Below are 17,784 nucleotides of genomic sequence, written 5' to 3' on the forward strand. Positions count from 1 at the left end.
CCTTTAAGTTACGAATCTTAGCTTATGCTTCACTTTTCAAACATAATACCTCTGTTAATTTACGTAATTTATTTAATTCAGGGGCACTAAAATTTGTTGAATTAGCTAATTCAACTGGTTCCAGCTAAAATTTCGCATGGCCTTCACCTGATTCAACATGAATATGGGGAGGTTCGTTTCCTTCATTGCTGAAGAAGAAAAACCGGAAAGGGCCTATTCGCAAAACTGTTGGCATATAATTGGAAGTTGGTTATTTGTAAAACAGTAAATAACATCCATATAACGCTATCTTTTGAAGGCAGCGGCGTTGCGTGTAAACGAATCCTTTACCCCCTCTTAATCAATTTCCGGAATTAAATTAAGAATTTAGGATCATAAAACCACCGGAATCAGCACTTTTCTGGTTCAGGGATGAAAAAAATAGGCGCTAAACAGCTGATTCCTACCTTTTCGGCCGCCATCTGCCTAAGACGGACCATTCATTGCCTGATCAGCCCTACATCCATTACCCGCGACTGCTTCCCCCGGTTGCGGTATGCAGCTCTCTTTGTTCGACCCTCCAATTGTACCCCCTTTCGGAAGATTGTAAATGTGCCGGTACTACTGATGTTGCCATTATCCATTACGGAAAAAGAAACCATAGCCGTGCGCTTCAAGTAAATGGCACCTCCCTATTTCCTGCTTCGGTCTATTCTTGATGGTTCTGCCTGTTTATCACCAACTCCCTGATCGGAACCCCATTAATCAACACCTCTTGTAAAACCGCTTCACCTGCTTTGATACGCACCACCGCATAGGCAGTTTGCGTTGTGTCCAGTTGGGATTCACGGTAAGCCAATTCGGCATCGTATGCTTTTGATTCTTCCATGTAGTATCGGTCGAATGGGTAGTCAAGCGTTAGCTTGTTTGTGCCGTTATCCGTTACGTAGGCAACCTTGGCTTTCAAAAAGTCCTGATTCGTAGTGGGGGGTTCCTTGGAGACGCCCTGCGTTTTTGCAAACCCTTCCTTGTCTGTTGTCAGCAGCACAAAAATCGTTTCACCAGGCAGCCAATCTGCTTCGTTTTGAACCGTAATCACCGCTTCTTCGTAGTAAAGAGCTACAAATTTTCCTCTAAATGGGTCATTGGGATCAATTGGCTGGGTTTTGAATCTATATTCCTTCCCGGTAGTCAGAATGTCTTCCCTGTCAAGAATCATTCTGGCCGGCACATACAACTGCACCAGGGCGATACACACAAATACCAGCAATGCAATCTTTTTGCTATTCATTTGATTTTCTCTTTTTGAGCATCCAGTAATTGGCGACAATGAACCCAATCCCAACCGACACAAATAAACCACCCCTCAGGATGAAACTTAAATCGGTATCAAAGAATCTACAAACCACCAAAGCGGCAATAATTAGCAAACCCAGGTTCAATGTCCCTAAATTGTTTAGCCTTCCGCCATTTCTGATGGTAAAAATACCGATTGCAAAAACCAGTAGATTAACGAGCGGAACAGAAAGGGATGAGGATAGCCCACTAATGAAAATGGGAATAAATAAAATAAAAACAAGCCCTATTGGCTTGGCATCTTTCCAGGATTTGTTTTTAAGGTGCGGGACCAGTAGCACCGCCCCGAATACGGTGAGTAACACCACTGCCAGAAATTCCGGCGCCGTAATGACCTGGTTCCAAATGAAATCTTCGTTTCGCAAATGCTCCCAGAACCAATCAAAACTTACCGTCAGCAGTAACACCATTGTCCCCACGAAGCCCAGGACCTTGTACCCGTTGTTAATTGGCTTCTGCCGGGCAAAAAAGTCCAACTCCCCTATTAAGTAACAAAGCCCAAAAAGGCTAAAATAAGCCGGGACCATTAGTTCATCTACGGTACCGGCAATCGTCCCCAGGGTAATGATCACTGAAAGCGGAATGATCCAATTATGGAAAATCATGAAATTACCTTCTGGATTTTTCCTACCCAGCAGGTAATAGTGAGGCATGATGGACAGCAGCAGTAGCCAGTAAAAATAGGCTTCGGTGCCCGGGTAGGTCCAGTAGCTTGTCTCGGCAGCATAGAAGGTAATTCCGATGAGGTAAAGTAGGGAAGTGATGGACGAGTTCATCACATAGACCAAAGGGAGGCAAAGCAACATCCAGGTAAGCAGGAATACGCTCAATTCTCCCGGCATGTGGTAAATCTGACTAATGAGCGATACGCTTGCTCCAACAGCGAAAAACAAAAAAGCGGCGCTGCCTTCTCTCCATGCCACACTTTCTGATTTTTTTAGTAGCGCAAAGCCACATAGAATCTGTCCCATGAGCAGCGGAAGAAAGGCCCAATAGGTTTTTACTGTTCGCGAAAACGCATCCCAGTTGTGCGCAAGTACTAAGATAATTCCAAGGCCAACCAATATGGCACCTATTATCCCATAGGCGACAAACAGCCGATTGCTTGACTGTCCGCCTTTTTCCCTGTAATACGCCCGAATACTGGCGGCTGTTTCGGGAGAAATCACACCGGCTTCTACAAGTTCGGTAATGTCGTTAGTCAGATTCATTATTTTGTTTATAAGGCGTCAGGTTTCAGGTGCACTGTATAAAGAATAAAAGCAATACTCTTTTATTTGACACCGCTCTCACCATGGTCTGAATTTATTAAAGATGGTGTAATTATAAGGTACCAATAAACTTTCCCAGACTCCGAACCGCCACTCAGCTATCGATTGGGTATTTGCTTGAATTCCTCGTAGTTCTTCTCAAACCTGGTTTGTACTAGATTGCTCTTGATTTCAAATAATTTTCCGGAGTAAATACCGCGATCTCCGAGTTCAAATAATCTTTTACATTGCGGGTAAGTATCGCTTCTATTCCCTCTATCGACAAAGCCGTGGAGTATTGAACTGAATCTTCAAAATCCTTAAAATTATTTTTCAATGCTTGAATAATTTCATTTCGGGTGGTTCCTGCTATTTGAATCATAGCCGTGAGTTCTTCAATTATAAGAATGGCTCTTTTATGGTCCAGGTATTTCCTTACGATATAATAAATATTATTAATACTAACTGCCGAAATAAAAAGTTGCAACTGGCCTCGTTCACTTAAATCAAATATTTCACTTGCCGGATTCGCAAACGGTTCCCGATCTGTGAAAAAATCGATTACCACATCTGAATCTAAAAAAATCCTAGCCGCCATGCTGTTTGGATAATTCTTCGTTTAGTACTTCCTTGTAATTAAAATCACTGTCTACCTGAATGATCCCTCTTAACCTTTGGATCCTTGGAGACAATTGGTTGGGTTGAATCTTCCTTCGGCTAATGGTAATCAGCTTGAAGTAATTTTCAACCAGGTCGGAAAGGCTCTGCCCTTTTTCTTTTGCATAGTCTTTCGCTGTCTTAATGACCTCCTTCTCAATGGTCAAAGTTAATTTCGTATTCATGTGCTTTTTATCAAAAATACGTATTCTCTGGTAGATTTGCAATACGTGTAGTGGATTAGAAAAAAGGTCTAAATCGGACCAAAATAACCTGGGAAACCGAAAACCTATTCTTAAAATCCCAATTATATATTTTTAACCACATAGTTGCACAGTTCATCAAGTGGTTATTCGCTCTGAGAAATGAGATCAGAAATTTGATTTTTTTCTATTTGCATTATAAATAATAAACTCCTCTCCTGCCTGAAATAATTAACTAACCATTTATTGTTTGATAACCCACACATCCGTTACCCGCGACTGCTGTCGCCAGTTCAAGTGCGCTTCGTCGGGCTTGTCAAATCGGATCTCCAATTGGCCATCGCTTATCAAGTCCCTGGGAAGTGGAAACTCCTTTAATTCCTCGTATCCCTTTTCGTATTTCGTAGGTGTAAGCCGCTGTCCATTAGCCCGCAAAAGGGCCTCTCCGTATCCTGATACACGAATCAGATAATCGGAATCGGAGTCCAGCTTTTCATAGGCGAGAGTGGGTGTAAATTGAAACAATTGGGTAGAGAGTCGTTTTCTATTGATGCCATCATTTTCCCACAAGAAGTCAATGGCATCATCGGTTTTGGAAGTCACGTGTTTGGCATCGGCACTGGAGATATTGTCGTAAAAGCTTCCTTCTCCCGGGTACTCATAGGTCCGGATAAAATCCAACCGGGCCAGTTTTTCGGCCTCGGATCCCAGCGAACCCACCTTTTCAAATTCGTCTTCCAACCACCAGCGGTTGTTTAGCGGGTAATCGATAAAATCCAGAATGGCACCCCGCTCGGCACCACTGGCTCCATATTTTTCCACACTGGTCTGCGCTCCCACACTTTGGAAAAGCATTTCTCCATAGGCGAGTACTTTTTCCTTCAGGTCCTGGGAAACTGGCTCGGTTTCCGCTTTTTGCAGGTGTTGCAAAGCTTTTTCCATCGCTTGATCGGCCCCAATGGAGTCGGCTTTGGCCAGAATGGCGTAGGCTTCGGCCTCCAGTCGTTTTTCGAAAGCGAGGCGTTTTTTGATGTATCCATCGTAATGGGCCCGCATCAGCAATTGTTGCCAGCGCCAATTTCCGGCCAGTTCGGGATTTTCGGCCTCCAGCCTTTTCCACCAGGCAAGCGTTTCTTCAATGGCCGGGTTTTCCAGAATCGGCCCGTCCCAATTGTCCTCCAGTGCAAATATCCCCTGGGCAGCTTCTTCCGCCAGCTCGGCACCAAAGAAAAACCGGCTGTATTCACGCACAATGGTTTCCGGATCTTTTCCGGAATCCCAACCCAATTGGCTCCAGACGGCTTTGTTTACATCGTCATGCGTACCATCGGAATACGTGATAAACCCATCGGTATGGGGGCTGTCCCGGTTAAACAAGCGCGTATACATTTGCGGCTGCGGGTTGCAGGGTTCCCTGCCCAGGGTCAGCGCATAGGCCTGATCCCAATGCGCTACCGGATAGTGGCAGCGAATGGTATGTGTGATATCGGTATAAAAACGATGCTGGTATTTTTCCGGCAGTAGCTCCCGTTCCAGGGCAACCGGCGGACTACTGGGCCCATTCACCACTCCCGCCAACCAGTCCGGACTATTCTTTTCCAGGTAGTCAAAAAAATAGGTTACTTTTTTCTTGTTAAACCCCTGCAATGAAACCCAAATGCCCGCATCCGGATGGTATTGCTGCAATAGCTCCGACAGCTCCTCCAGGTAGGGTATTAGCTCGGAAGGATGGTTATCCCCGGGATCGCCACCTGGAACAAATACTGCATTCAATCGGGGAACACGCGCATAAAAGTCTTCCTGTTTCTCAAGCCCCTCTTGAAGGGCTCCGGGCACACTCAGGTCTCGGGGAGCCGGGGTCCAAACCCAATAATCGGCATCGTATTTTTCACATATTTTGCTGATTTCCACTTCCATCCGCTGCGGATCCACCTTAAAGTGCGGGCTGGAACCCACTTCCTGGAAAGGAATATTTTCAAAGGCATTGGCCCCAAAGAGCACCTGCTCTCGAAAATGCTGATCAAACTGCGCCACCGTCCAGGCATCCCAGGAATTGGCGGTATTTCGGTACCCAAACTGATGTCCCCGAAGGGCATATTGCGGGGATTCGGAAAAATCGATGTTCCTGCTGAGTGCAACCTTACCCTCGCTCAGGTGGGCCGTTCGCAGCAGTTTGCCAATGCCGTACAATATCCCGCGGGTATCGGCACCAATCACCCAGAGCGTATTCCCGTCCTCGCCGGATTCATGAAAGATCCGGTAGCCTTCGTCTTGCTGTTCCGGAGCATCGGAGCCCTCTCGTGACGGAACGGTCTTTCCAAAGAGTACGGTATCGGTAGCCAGCGCAAGGGCAATTTGGGTTTCGGATTCCCAATCGCTGCCCAATTCCAGCGGAATCCCGCTCCGTTTTTCAATTTCTTCTACCAAAATGGTGCGGGCAGTTTCCTGCATCGGGCTGGCAATCTGCGGTGTAACCAAAATCACGGCCTTGGAAAGGTCCAGGGTTTGTTGCTCCTGCGTTGAGCAGGAAACCAGGACCCAGATAAATACGGCTAGCGGCCAGGTGGGTGCAATTTTTTTCATGGACTGACGTTTTATGTTGGTCTTCTGTCAATTAACCGATTGCCGGCACCGCAAAGGAGGCACCTGGTAAAAATAGCCGCACAATCAATTGTACCCCAAGGGTAATACACCAAAAACCTAAATCCTACCAAGGAAAGATATACCTTTTTTAAAAACCCATTTCAAAGGTCTATATTTTGATTCTCGAAAACAGGTTTTTTTAGCTAAATCGTAACGATGCAGCTAACCGTGAAAAACACCCGCCTCCTTACAAGCCAATAAACCGGAAAGGTGCGGATTTCTTAAAATCACCGGAGGTTTCCCCGGAATAGGTGCGGTGATTGGCCAAATCCAGCTTTCGAACCGCTGCTTTTTCGCTAAAATCGATTTTCTTCAAATCCACCCAAAAGGCATTGGGCGTCAGTGCCGTTTCAAAATAGTACACCAGGTTTTTCTGGTCGGCCACCATGCGCCAGCGGGTGGTGGATAAATTGGGGTAACCTTCGATTTCAAATCCATAGGGAACGGATACGTTACGGATAACACTGAACACGCTGGCCACGGCCACCCGGGTGTTGTCCGTCTGCGGAATGGAGTTGAGAAAAAAAGATGCCCGCACAAAACGGTCGGAGGAGGTGACCGATCCGGGCAGAAAAGTCTTGCCAGGAATGTTTTCCCAGTACTTTCCAATGGCGAGCTGCTGCTCGTAGGGCGGATCATTGGTCATAACCTGGTAGGAGGCATCGTGGTGGATCACCAGTTTTCCGCCAATGTATTCAAAAATGGCACTGTCGCCGGTCGCATCGGAAAGGGACAGGTGTACGGTAGTGAATTTATTCGTCCCGGGTATAAAATCCGAAACAATGGCAAAGGAAGCCTGCTGCATGGCTTTGACCGCCTCCTCCACGGAAGCAAAGTTGTCGAGCATGTATTGCGCCCAGAGTGAAATGGCCAGGCCCTCCTTGTTTCCTTCTTTATCGAAGGAAGGATAGGTGGATTCCACCAGCCAAAGCATGTTGGCTACCAGGCCCTTTTCGTTCATTCCGTCGGTGGTGGAAATATCCCAGGAGCTTACCGCCAGACTACCGTATTTGGACACCCATTCAATGGAGTTTTTACCTACTTCCCCGCTGCGCTTCATTCCACGGGGAAAAATCCACTGATTGGCAGGAATTTCCAGGGAAAAATCCATGGTCCTGCCCGTGAGCACCGTATTATTGGGCCCTTTATACACCACCCGGGTACAACTTTCAGATTCAGAAATAAACCCAAATGGGCTCAGCAGGGCCAGAAAGAGGGGAACAATTTTTTTTCGGAGGAACATATTTTGAAAGTTTATTTTCAACTGATTTCTAGCAATGATACCTCAGCCCAATGATTTCATAGAAAGATTTACTTATGTTGGCAAAAGCTATTTTGTTGTAAACAAAACCTTTCCCATTTGAAATCAATTACCGGATTATGCTCGTTGCAAGGTACCATTTCAGGGTAGTTATTAGAAATTTAAGAATTTACCAGCAATTAATTTATGAAAAACAAAAAAAACAGTCCTTTACCGTTCCTTTCTTAAAATATACTGACCTTTCCCATTATTAAAAACTTCCCGGAAATCAGATGAAAAATTGGTCCTGGGGGCATGGGCTTTCCACAACTATTAGGTAAATTTTCTTGCACTTAGTCACTGAAAACTAACTTTTTATTGAATTTATGTGTTTGCATTATATAGCAGGTTGAACCTGTGGCCATCCGGGTCAGCAAAAACGCAAACGTAAAACCCATTTTCATCATAGCGTTTTTTTCTGTCATTGTTGGAATCGAAGTAGATCTTCCCTCCTGATTTATTGATTTCCACTATCCATCGATCGAATTCCTCTTTACTTTCAACAGATAGGGAAAACATAACCTCATTTCCCTGACTTAAATCAGCTGCTTCTCCCTCAAGGCTCAATTCCAAGCGTTTCTTTTCAAAAAAGTGAATGATAAAATCACCTTCACCAAAAAAGAAGCTTACCAATTCTTTGGAAGGATGTCCATTTAACTTAAAACCTAGATTTAGGTAAAATTCTTTTGTCTTTTCAACGTCTGCCACGGCCAGGTTTGCCCAGATTTTTTTTGGATTCATGATGTTATTAGTTAAACTTCATCTTTCGGAAACACACATTCAAATAACGGTCCAGATTTTCCAATCCAGAAGCAAAACCTTCTTTGAAATAGGGTCTCATTCCGGATCAAGCAGAGAAATGCCCCTGAGTTCGCCTTTCCGCCTGATAAAAATAGCCAGGATGTCTATTTCTAGCTTACCAGCTACCACCCGCGCCACCACCTCCAAAGCTGCCACCCCCGAAGCCACCGAAACCTCCTCCCCCACTGCCGCCAAAGCCGCCACTTCCGGAGGAGAAATCGCCATATTTGCCTCTATTGCCTCCAAGCATACTGGCAAGCATCATGGTGGTGAAAAAATCCACCCCTCCACGTCTTCCACCCATGTGGTTATTGTTGTCCCTTCGGTTTTTGATAAGGGTCAATATAACAAAGCCGAAAATAAAAATCAATATAAAAGGCAATGCGCCTGCAGGCCGACCCGATGTTGGTAGCTGCTCTGCGGCTTCATACTCCCCGGAAGCCAGCTTAAAGATCATGTCCGTAGCCTGGTCCAGACCAGCAAAATAATCCCCAGAACGAAAATTGGGCACAATGAGCTGTTCGACGATCCGCTTGGCCAATGCATCAGGAACGGCGCCTTCCATGCCATATCCCGTCGCAATAAACACCTCACGGTCCTTCATCGCTGCAAGGATCAGTATGCCATTGTCCTTGTCTTTCCTTCCAATTCCCCACTTATCACCTAATTGAAAGGCATAATCACTTATCGCATAAGGCCCAATCGAGTTTATCAAAACAATGCTGACCTGGGAGGAGGTGCTGTCGTTATAGGCCAGCAGTTTGTTTTCCAACTGCCTGACCTCCTGCTGGGAAAGGGTCTCGGAGAAGTCATTTACCAGGCGGGGTGGGTTGGGTTTTTCCGGAAAATCTCCCTGCGCCCAGCCGGCAAATGAAAGGGATGCTAAAAATAATAGGGTGAATAGCTGTCTTTTGATCATAATGTTTTATTCAAAGGAAATTTCGTTGGGTAGCTCGTTGATGCCCCCCTTCTGGTCATAAGGAAAATGTTGTCGAAGTTGCTGCCCGGATAGTTCGATGCCTTTTCTAAGGCCTTCGGTAAATTCCTTTCTTTTGAAATGGATCACCATTTCTTCTTTGATATTTTCCCAGAAGTGTTCCGGAACCACCTGGTTGATCCCGGCATCTCCTAGAATGGCAAATTGATGGTCCTCCACCGCCAGGTAGAAAAGCACCGCATTGCGGTACTTGGTTTTGTGCATCTTGAGTTTCTCGAATACCTGGGCAGCGCGGTCGAGCACTTCTCCTTTGCAATGGCTTTCGATGTGAACCTGTATTTCACCGGATGTTTCTTTTTCGGCATTCCGGATGGCATCGGTGATAATGGCCCGGTCTGCTGTGCTAAATAGTTTTTCGGCCATAAAATTTGGATTTAAAATTCTACTGTGGGTGCATTTTCAGAACCAGCTGTCGCTTCGAAATAACCCTTCGTTTCAAACCCATACCAACCGGCAAATACATTGTTTGGGAAAGTTCTTAGGTTGGCATTGTAGCCCTGAACGGACTGGTTGAAGTTTCTTCTGGCGACGGCAATTCTGTTTTCCGTCCCTTCGAGTTGTGCTTGCAATTCAAGAAAGTTTTGATTGGCTTTCAGGTCGGGATACCGCTCCACTGCCACGAGTAGCCTGCTAAGCGACCCGCTCAGTTGGTCCTGTGCTTCCTGGAACCGTTCAATATTTTCAGGTGTAAGGTCATCCGCATGCAAGGTGATGGACGTGGCTTTCGCACGCGCTTCGATCACGCCCGTCAGCGTTTCCTGTTCAAAGTCCGCATAGCCCTTTACCGTATTGACCAAATTCGGAATCAGGTCTGCCCGGCGCTGGTACTGGGTTTCTACTTCAGCCCAAGAACCGTTGATGGTTTCTTCGGTTTGTACAAAGGTATTGTACACGCCTACGGCTTTGGTATAGACAAATATGCCAATCAGGAGGATGATGCCAATGGGAATTAATATTTTTTTCATAGTTGTAATAGGGATGTTTTAGAAAAACAGTGCAGGTATTTGACGTAAAGGTAGGGCTGGAGGTTGTGAAAAACGATTTTTTTCGAAAAATACAAAGTCAATTCCATTGACAGGCTTTTTTGGGATTGGAAGGAACACATATAAAACTGGACCTTCCCCAGGTTTTTCTTAACTTAGGCTTACTAAAAAAGCAAGCAGCCCAAAAGACCAATCTAAATTATCAAAACGGTTTTGACAAACGGCTGATTGAGGGGCTATTCGTTGAATGCCATCAATAACCCTGTCTTTCAATAAAGGAAAAATAGTTGGACATTACCTAAGGATAAACAGATGACGATCAAAGAAATAAAAGCCGAACTAGAAACTGCTACTCATCCCATTGCCAAGTCACTCCATCACGGAACAGGCTTTAAGGTACTAATCATGGGGTTCCGAAAAGGGATGATATTGCAAGAACACAAAGCCCATACGCCATCAAAATTAACCGTTTTGGAAGGAACAGTGATTTATAAAGAAGAAAACAGGGTTTTAGAACTAAGGCAATATGACGAAGTAGAAATACCCCTTGAAATTACCCATTCGGTGGAGGCAATGGAAGACAGCTTGTGTATTCTATCCCAAGGGGAATAAAATTAATTCCAACATTTTAATACCCCTTTAATCATTCATCTATTAACTTTCCTTCATAGCGTTAGCAACAAATTCAGAAGGGGTTTTACCAAATTGCTTCTGGAAAGATTTAGTGAAGTAGGAGGGATCCTGGAAGCCCACCATAAAAGCCACCTCTCCAATATTTCCTGCACCACGCCGGAGTAGTTCGGCTGCTTTTTTCAGCCGCATGATACGGATAAAATCCCCTGGTGGGTAATGGGTCAGGGCTTTGAGCTTTCTAAAAAGCTGTGTCCTGCTCATACCGGCCTCCCGGCAAAAAACTTCGACCCCAAAAGCTGAATCGGTCATGTTATCTTCGATGATTTTCATAGAACGCTGCAAAAATTTTTCATCCGCTGAAGTGATAGCAACAGATGCGGGCTGCAATATGATTTCCCGGGTAAAATGGTCCTTTAATTGCTTTCGGCTTTCGATGAGGTTTTTTATGCGTACCAAAAGCTCAGCAGGTTCAAAAGGCTTGATCTGGTAATCATCGGCACCGGTTTCCAACCCCTCTATTTTGTCCTCTCCGCCAGCCTTGGCCGTGAGGAGGATCAAGGGCACATGGGCGGTCTTATCATTGGTTTTAAGCTTCTGGCACAGTGCTATCCCATCCATTTTAGGCATCATCACATCGCTGAGGATCAGATCCGGAATGGTTTCCAAGGCCAACCTGTAGCCCTCTTCACCATCCGTGGCTTCTATTACCTGATAGTTCGGTTGCAGGTTTTCTCGGATGAAAAACCTTACATCTTCATTGTCTTCTATTACGAGGACCAAGGACGTTTCCGGGTCTCCACCTTCGCCCGCCGGGTCGGGGGTTTTAACACCATCAACTTCTTGAAGGTCAAAATTGGTTTTAATGTCAATGCGCGAAGCAGTTCCTGAGATGGCCATTTCTTCAAAATCAGCCATCAATAGTGGCAGCGTCACCTTAAAGCAGCTGCCCTGGTCTACCTGGCTTTTAACAGATATTTCTCCCTGGTGTAATGCTACCAGTTCCTTTACCAGAGAAAGCCCAATACCCGAGCCTTCCTGCTCGTGGGCAGGATCTATTTGGTGAAAACGGTCAAAAATCTTTTCTAATTGATCTGCAGGTATGCCTTTTCCGGAATCCTTTACCTTTATTTCAAGCCAATTAACAGTACCATTTTGGCTTTTGAGGTTGGAAATCGATTTATTTATGAATTGGGCTGTTACCCTAATTTCACCCTTTTCAGGGGTAAATTTAAAAGCATTGGATAGCAGGTTGAAAAGGATCTTCTCAAGTTTATCGGTATCAATATAGGCTACCGGATTACCTGTGGGGTATTTAAAATGATACCTGATCTGCCTTCGTTCAGCCAATGAAGTAAAGGATAAAACCGTGCCTTTGAGAAAAGCATTCAGGTTTACGGGTTTCGGTTCCAGCTTTATGCTTCCGGTTTCTATTTTGGACAGGTCCAGAAGCTGGTTAATCAGATGCAGCAGACGTTGAGCATTACGCTGCATCATCTGAAATACAGGCTTATCCGGATTTTGTGCTTCGGTGCGGGAAACAAAATTCTTCAAAGGTCCCAGGATCAGGGTAAGCGGTGTCCGGAACTCATGGGAAATATTGGCGAAAAAGCGGGACTTTAGATGGTCGATTTCGTACATCTTTTCGGTTTCGAGCTTTTGGATTTTTAAGGCATGCTTCATCCTTTCCCGATTGACGGTATATTGCCGTAGACCAATAATTATCCCGATTCCCAGTAACCCATAAAAAAAATAGGCCCACCAGGTCTGCCAGAGGGGAGGACGGATTTCAAACGGATAGGCCAGCTCACTACTCCACATACCCTCGCCATTCATAGCTTTGACTTTAAAAATATAACTGCCGTGTAGCAGGTTTCCATAAGGTGCCTCACTGCGGTCCGTTATACCACTCCAGGTTTTATCAAGTCCTTCTAATTTGTACTGGTATTTCATTTTTTTCGGGGATTGGGTTGTGACCCCAACAAATTGAAAGGTGATAAAATTATTGTCATAGGGCAGACTTAGGTTTTGAGGAATGCCATACCACTTACTCAAGTCATCAAATTGAATATCATGTAACCTTACCCCATTAGCTAAAAGTAGGCTCGTTTCTCTAGCTTCCGAACCTTGCTCCTTTCCACTAAACTTTGTTGTCAAATTTTCATCACCTGCATACAAATTTTTTTCGGAAATTTCTTTTTTGCCTTCCGCTAACGTTTGCCAGGTGACGTTTTCATTGAACAAGGCCAGCCCGGTAAGCTGAATGTTCGGTGGAGTGGTATCCTTATTCAGCTCCTCGGGTCGAAAAGCGAGCAATCGGTCATCCCCGCCCAGCCAAATGGTACCATCTGAGGCTTCAAAAATTGTTTTACCATGATTCAACCCTACGCCCGAAAAACCATCTTCATAGGTGTATGTTGTAAAAAGTGAGCCAAAAACATTAGAATTGAGGCTTTTTTTAAGCAAAGATGGGTTTGATTTATTTAATTTATTCAAACCGTTTCCTGTGCCAACCCACAGATCGCCTTCTCTACTTTGCAATAAACTGGTAACAGTATTATTACTTAAACCCTCTTTTACTGAAAATTGGGTAACTATCCCCGAAGCTTTATTAGAACTCAACTCCAGTAATTTTAAACCACTGCCACGGGTTCCGATCCATATATCTCCTATTTGATCTTCTAGTATTGGCCATATAAAATCAGTTGCCAATCCTTCGGGGTCAGAAAAGTGTACAAAATTTTCGCCATCATACTTGAACAAGCCGCTTCCACTGGTACCAAACCAAAGATTTCCTTTTTGATCCTCCAACATACTGAATACCGTTTTGCTGCTTAGGCCAGGTATATCGGTAAAATGGGTAAAATTACGGCCATTGAATCGATTTACCCCATCTTTATTTAGACCCACCCAAAGGTTGCCCCATTGATCCATCAGCATGCTCCAAACCATATCGCTGCTCAGTCCTTCCAGTTTCGTATAGTTGATAAAAGTACTTCCATTGAATTTGCTAATGCCTTTCCAAGTACCAAACCATATATTGCCTTCCATATCCTCAAGCATGCTAGTTACGTTATTGCTAATAAGCCCCTCATTTTGAGTATATTGCGTAAACTGGTACCCGTCGTATTTAGTTACCCCACCGCTAAATGTACCGAACCACAGGTTTCCATTTCGGTCTTCCAACACGCTGCTTATAAAATGATTACCTAAGCCTGTTTTGTCTGTAAACTGCATAATACCTTTGGAATATTTACTAACCCCTCCTCCCTCCGTACCAAACCAAAGGTTGCCGTATTTATCTTCCAACATGCTTATCACGAAATTGATACTGAGTCCTTCCTTTTCTGTAAAATGGGTAAAAGTTTTACCATCGAATCGATTTACACCACCACCCCGGGTTGAGAACCATAGTTGGCCGTCTTTATCCTCCAGAATAGCTTTTATACTATTATTACTCAGCCCTTCTTTTTGTGTGTAATGGAAAAAATTTTTACCATCAAATTTATTAATTCCTTTTTCAGTGGCCAGCCAAATATTACCATTTTTATCCTCATGTATGCTCCAAACGGTATTATCGCTTAGACCTTCATTTTCAGTAAAATGGGTGAATTCTGATCCATTAAATTTACTTATCCCTCCCCCATAACTGCCAAACCAAAGGTTACCTGAACGGTCTTCCAGAATACTAACAATAAAATTATCGTTAAGCCCCTCATTCGTCGTGTAATTGGTGAAATTTTTACCATCAAATTTACCAACCCCACCCCCTAGCGTTCCTATCCATAAATTACCACTACGATCCTTCAGCAAGGAAAAAACATCATTATTGCTTAGCCCTTCATTTGCGGTAAATTGAAAGAAATTACTCCCATCAAACCGAATCACACCATCTCCCTGGGTACCAAACCAAAGACTTCCCAGATCATCCTCCAATATGGCCCTGACACCAGGGTTTGGACGGTCTTTATGATAATAATGGTAAAAGCTTTTACCATCGTATTTACTGAACCCGCCATAATTGGTACCGAACCAGATATTGCCGTTTTTATCCTCCAATAGGCTAGTGACCATGTTCCCCTTTAATCCTTGTGGTTTAGAAAAGGTGCTAAAATTGTATGGATTTTGGTCTTTCCAATAGGCTTCTTTGGCGGTTACTACTTCGGGTAGGATGGTCTTCATCGGAGTGTGAAATGCGGGAACTGTCTTGGGGAAGAGCAAACCATTCTTTCCAGGTACCCTTTTTTTCGGGTTTCCTGCGGGCACCACTTCAGGGTGTCCTGCAGGATGTACATTGGAATGGCTCAATACTACCTTGGGGTTACCGGCCTTCACTACTTGAGGATTTCCGGCTGGGATTACCTTGGGCGCAATAAGGCTATCCATAGGTACCTCCTCAATCCGGGCTTCCACTACTTTAGGGCCCAATGCCTCATGTTGGATTTGTTCCTGTTTTGGGTGGCAGGTAAACAACATTAATAGAACAGCCGGGATAAAAGTGAATTTGGTTTCCATGACCCAAAATCGATATTGAATATGTAAAGTAATTTAGTATAAATTGTTGAATAGTAGCTATTAGCGAAAGATGAAATTCGATAATTGCAAATTAATAGTTAAAGGATAGAGGCATCTTATTCAATATCTATCTAATCACCGAATATTTTTAAAGGTGTGCCGCAACGATGAGATTTGCCATTGGCCATCATGGTAATGGCATAGTTTCCAGGGGCTAGATTCATTGGGATTTTAACCATTACCATTCCGGCATGGAGGACATTGGTCACTTCTGCAATCCTACCGGAATGGGCTTCTGATCCCCAAGGGTCAAAGGTGACAAAGTTCTCTGAAGGGGATGTTTCGAAACTCTCCCCATATAGGGTAATTTCGGCACCACATTCCGCTGAACTGGGATTAATGGAATAAATGGCAGGCAATGAAACCATTTCATCTTTCCGATCAGTAAAAGGATCAACTTCAACGCAGGCATTCATACAAAATGCGATGAAGGATAACGATAGAATTAATTGCTTTTTCATTGTTGTTTAATAGTTAAATTTGAAAATAAATGAGCCAAGGCTGATGATATAAAAGTAGCTAATTGGGGAGAGTAGCAACTAACACCGACGTTCCGTTTTCTGGTAAGTTTGAGTCAGTTTAAAAGCAATCAAAAAGGGCTCGTTTATCTGGCTGGAACTTTCGTTTCAATTCCGGGTAATTTGGGCTCACACCGTAAGGGATAGCTGCGCAGGGGCTATCATCTACGGTTTTTCGTTTTTCGGACCTTTAGTCCTGGCAAAGTATATAAAACGAGTAGAAGAATTGATTTTGCGGACAACGATAAAAGGTATTACCATCCTAAAAAATTTCCGTAGCCAAAAAGACATAAACGTTCAATAACCGGGACCCCAGCCTGGGAAACGAAATCAAACTAATAATCCAAACCTAGTGAGCTATAACCACCAAGATAACCGATGTAAATCCCAGCAAGAAAATGGCAACAAAATTCCTGTCAGAAAAATGGATGAAAAAACAGATTGAATAAGGGATAATGCTGTAATGTTTCCGTAAAGTAGCCCATTTCCCTGCTCGTAAGAACGGAGGGCTAAATAGAATTAAGGAGATCTTTTTGCGTAAATAAAAACGATAAGAACACCAATATTGCCTTTCTCATACCTTTACAATCATTTTCCCTTTATTTTTTCCTTCAAACAAATCCAGAAATGCCTGCGGAATGTTGTCAAATCCTTCTACAATGGTTTCGCTGAATTGTAGTTTTCCGTCTTTTAGCCAGGAAGCTAGCTGCTGTATGGCAGATGGAAATTTTTGCGCAAAGTCACCGATGATAAATCCACGCATGGTGGCACTTTTGGTGAGGAGTATGGGCTGCAATCGTGGGCCCATTGGAACCTTCGTTTCATTGTAGAGTGAAATGGCACCACAAACCGGCAATCGCGCAAACTTATTGATGTTTGCCAATACCGCATCGGATATCTCACCGCCTACGTTGTCAAAATAAATATCTACCCCCTCAGAACAAGCTTCCTTGATAGCCTTTTTCAAATCGGGCGTTGTTTTGTAATTGATGGCATGATCAAAACCAAAGGTCGAGGTTAGAAGCTTTACTTTTTCATCATCGCCGGTAATACCCACCACATTGCAACCTACCAATTTTCCAATCTGTCCGACTACCGTTCCTACAGCTCCACCAGCACCGGAAACCACCAAGGTCTCCCCCTGGGTTGGCTTTCCGATTTCCATCAAGCCTAAATAGGCGGTAAGCCCGGTCATTCCTAAAATCCCCAAATAACTGGATAGCTTCGCCACTGTAGGGTCTACTTTATTTAGGCCTTTACCTTTAGAAGTTTGGAATTCCTTCCACTCCAACATACCAGACACAAACTCGCCCTTTTTGAAATCCGGAAGGTTGGAGTCCACCACTTCAGCTATTATTCCCGACTGAATCGGTTTGTTTAACTCGAACGGTGGAATATAGGACTTCGCATCATTCATCCTGCCACGAAGATAGGGATCGACCGAAACGTAAATGGTTTTCAGCAAAACCTCCCCTTCTTTGGCAGTAGGAACTTCCTCACTGACCGTTTTAAAATCATCAAGGGTTGGTTTTCCATGCGGGCGTTTGTTCAAAAGGATGCTCTTATTCATATTTTTCAAGTTTCCCAATAGGGTGACAAAAATGATACCGCAAGGGGGAAACACCCTGGAAATAATTGTCCCACCTAAACAATTTTGAATTTAGCTATAGGTAAGACTGATTAAGAAAGAGGCGAGGTGCAACCCTCCTTATCAATTGTGAAAGTCAGATTTGAGTGCTTTAAGAACACAATATTTGGCTAAAGCCATGGATCAGGTAAAAATTCCTATTGCCTACGGCCTAAGCAGTAGGCAATTGATTAAAAGCATGCTGGTTCTAAATGAGTATTCCTCAATAGGAATGCGGCTTTAGCCCATTCTTAATAATGGAATA

The 17,784-nt window shown here is 44.0% G+C and carries 16 protein-coding genes; 2 read left to right on the forward strand and 14 right to left on the reverse strand.

Translation table 11 applies throughout. From position 1 onward, the window contains the following. Nucleotides 1–124 precede the first annotated feature (124 nt). The gene (locus GJS45_RS23885; RefSeq protein WP_235954943.1) at nt 125–235 is read right to left on the reverse strand and encodes a DUF4160 domain-containing protein; all 111 of its coding nucleotides are present in this window, start codon (nt 233–235) and stop codon (nt 125–127) included. 176 nt (nt 236–411) lie between these two features. Here GJS45_RS23885 and GJS45_RS23160 point away from each other — a divergent pair, with 176 nt between their 5' ends. Continuing rightward, on the forward strand, nt 412–660 hold the full coding sequence (locus tag GJS45_RS23160) for a hypothetical protein (protein ID WP_162344274.1): 249 nt from the start codon (nt 412–414) through the stop codon (nt 658–660). Between the two features lie 28 nt (nt 661–688). Here the strand turns inward: GJS45_RS23160 and GJS45_RS23165 are convergent, their stop codons facing one another. The 10 genes from GJS45_RS23165 to GJS45_RS23210 all read right to left on the reverse strand — a co-directional run bounded on the left by GJS45_RS23165 (nt 689) and on the right by GJS45_RS23210 (nt 10,151). After that, complete coding sequence (locus tag GJS45_RS23165; protein WP_162344275.1) at nt 689–1,270, reverse strand: GDYXXLXY domain-containing protein; 582 nt, start codon at nt 1,268–1,270, stop codon at nt 689–691. After that, nucleotides 1,263–2,546, reverse strand: coding sequence for a DUF2157 domain-containing protein (locus tag GJS45_RS23170; RefSeq protein ID WP_162344276.1), 1,284 nt, complete (start codon nt 2,544–2,546; stop codon nt 1,263–1,265). Before GJS45_RS23170 ends, GJS45_RS23165 begins: the two co-directional genes overlap by 8 nt. Nucleotides 2,547–2,760: 214 nt before the next feature. Continuing rightward, nucleotides 2,761–3,183, reverse strand: a complete 423-nt coding sequence (locus tag GJS45_RS23175) for a type II toxin-antitoxin system VapC family toxin (protein WP_162344277.1) — start codon at nt 3,181–3,183, stop codon at nt 2,761–2,763. Beyond that, on the reverse strand, nt 3,173–3,427 hold the full coding sequence (locus GJS45_RS23180; protein ID WP_162344278.1) for a DUF6364 family protein: 255 nt from the start codon (nt 3,425–3,427) through the stop codon (nt 3,173–3,175). Before GJS45_RS23180 ends, GJS45_RS23175 begins: the two co-directional genes overlap by 11 nt. Before the next feature lie 261 nt (nt 3,428–3,688). Next, nucleotides 3,689–6,028 carry a hypothetical protein gene (locus GJS45_RS23185; RefSeq protein WP_162344279.1) on the reverse strand — a complete coding sequence of 780 codons (2,340 nt, stop codon included), beginning with the start codon at nt 6,026–6,028 and terminating at the stop codon, nt 3,689–3,691. A gap of 247 nt (nt 6,029–6,275) precedes the next feature. Further along, nucleotides 6,276–7,331, reverse strand: coding sequence for a linear amide C-N hydrolase (locus tag GJS45_RS23190; protein WP_162344280.1), 1,056 nt, complete (start codon nt 7,329–7,331; stop codon nt 6,276–6,278). A gap of 381 nt (nt 7,332–7,712) precedes the next feature. After that, the gene (locus GJS45_RS23195; protein ID WP_162344281.1) at nt 7,713–8,129 is read right to left on the reverse strand and encodes a VOC family protein; all 417 of its coding nucleotides are present in this window, start codon (nt 8,127–8,129) and stop codon (nt 7,713–7,715) included. Nucleotides 8,130–8,304: 175 nt separating this feature from the next. Further along, entirely contained in the window at nt 8,305–9,108 is an 804-nt protein-coding gene (locus GJS45_RS23200) for a TPM domain-containing protein (RefSeq protein WP_162344282.1), read from the reverse strand. A 6-nt stretch (nt 9,109–9,114) separates the two neighbouring features. Further along, nucleotides 9,115–9,549 carry a TPM domain-containing protein gene (locus tag GJS45_RS23205; protein WP_162344283.1) on the reverse strand — a complete coding sequence of 145 codons (435 nt, stop codon included), beginning with the start codon at nt 9,547–9,549 and terminating at the stop codon, nt 9,115–9,117. Nucleotides 9,550–9,560: 11 nt separating this feature from the next. Then, complete coding sequence (locus GJS45_RS23210) at nt 9,561–10,151, reverse strand: LemA family protein (RefSeq protein ID WP_162344284.1); 591 nt, start codon at nt 10,149–10,151, stop codon at nt 9,561–9,563. 330 nt (nt 10,152–10,481) lie between these two features. Between GJS45_RS23210 and GJS45_RS23215 the strand changes: the two genes are divergently transcribed. Further along, on the forward strand, nt 10,482–10,781 hold the full coding sequence (locus GJS45_RS23215) for a cupin domain-containing protein (protein WP_162344285.1): 300 nt from the start codon (nt 10,482–10,484) through the stop codon (nt 10,779–10,781). 42 nt (nt 10,782–10,823) lie between these two features. Here the strand turns inward: GJS45_RS23215 and GJS45_RS23220 are convergent, their stop codons facing one another. The 3 genes from GJS45_RS23220 to GJS45_RS23230 form a co-directional block, all read right to left on the reverse strand. Beyond that, nucleotides 10,824–15,314, reverse strand: coding sequence for a two-component regulator propeller domain-containing protein (locus GJS45_RS23220; RefSeq protein WP_162344286.1), 4,491 nt, complete (start codon nt 15,312–15,314; stop codon nt 10,824–10,826). A gap of 131 nt (nt 15,315–15,445) precedes the next feature. Beyond that, nucleotides 15,446–15,835 carry an IPT/TIG domain-containing protein gene (locus GJS45_RS23225; protein ID WP_162344287.1) on the reverse strand — a complete coding sequence of 130 codons (390 nt, stop codon included), beginning with the start codon at nt 15,833–15,835 and terminating at the stop codon, nt 15,446–15,448. 631 nt (nt 15,836–16,466) lie between these two features. Further along, entirely contained in the window at nt 16,467–17,462 is a 996-nt protein-coding gene (locus GJS45_RS23230; RefSeq protein WP_162344288.1) for an NADP-dependent oxidoreductase, read from the reverse strand. Between the last annotated feature and the right edge of the window lie 322 nt (nt 17,463–17,784).

Source organism: Cyclobacterium salsum, from assembly GCF_010119245.1.
Lineage (GTDB): Bacteria > Bacteroidota > Bacteroidia > Cytophagales > Cyclobacteriaceae > Cyclobacterium > Cyclobacterium salsum.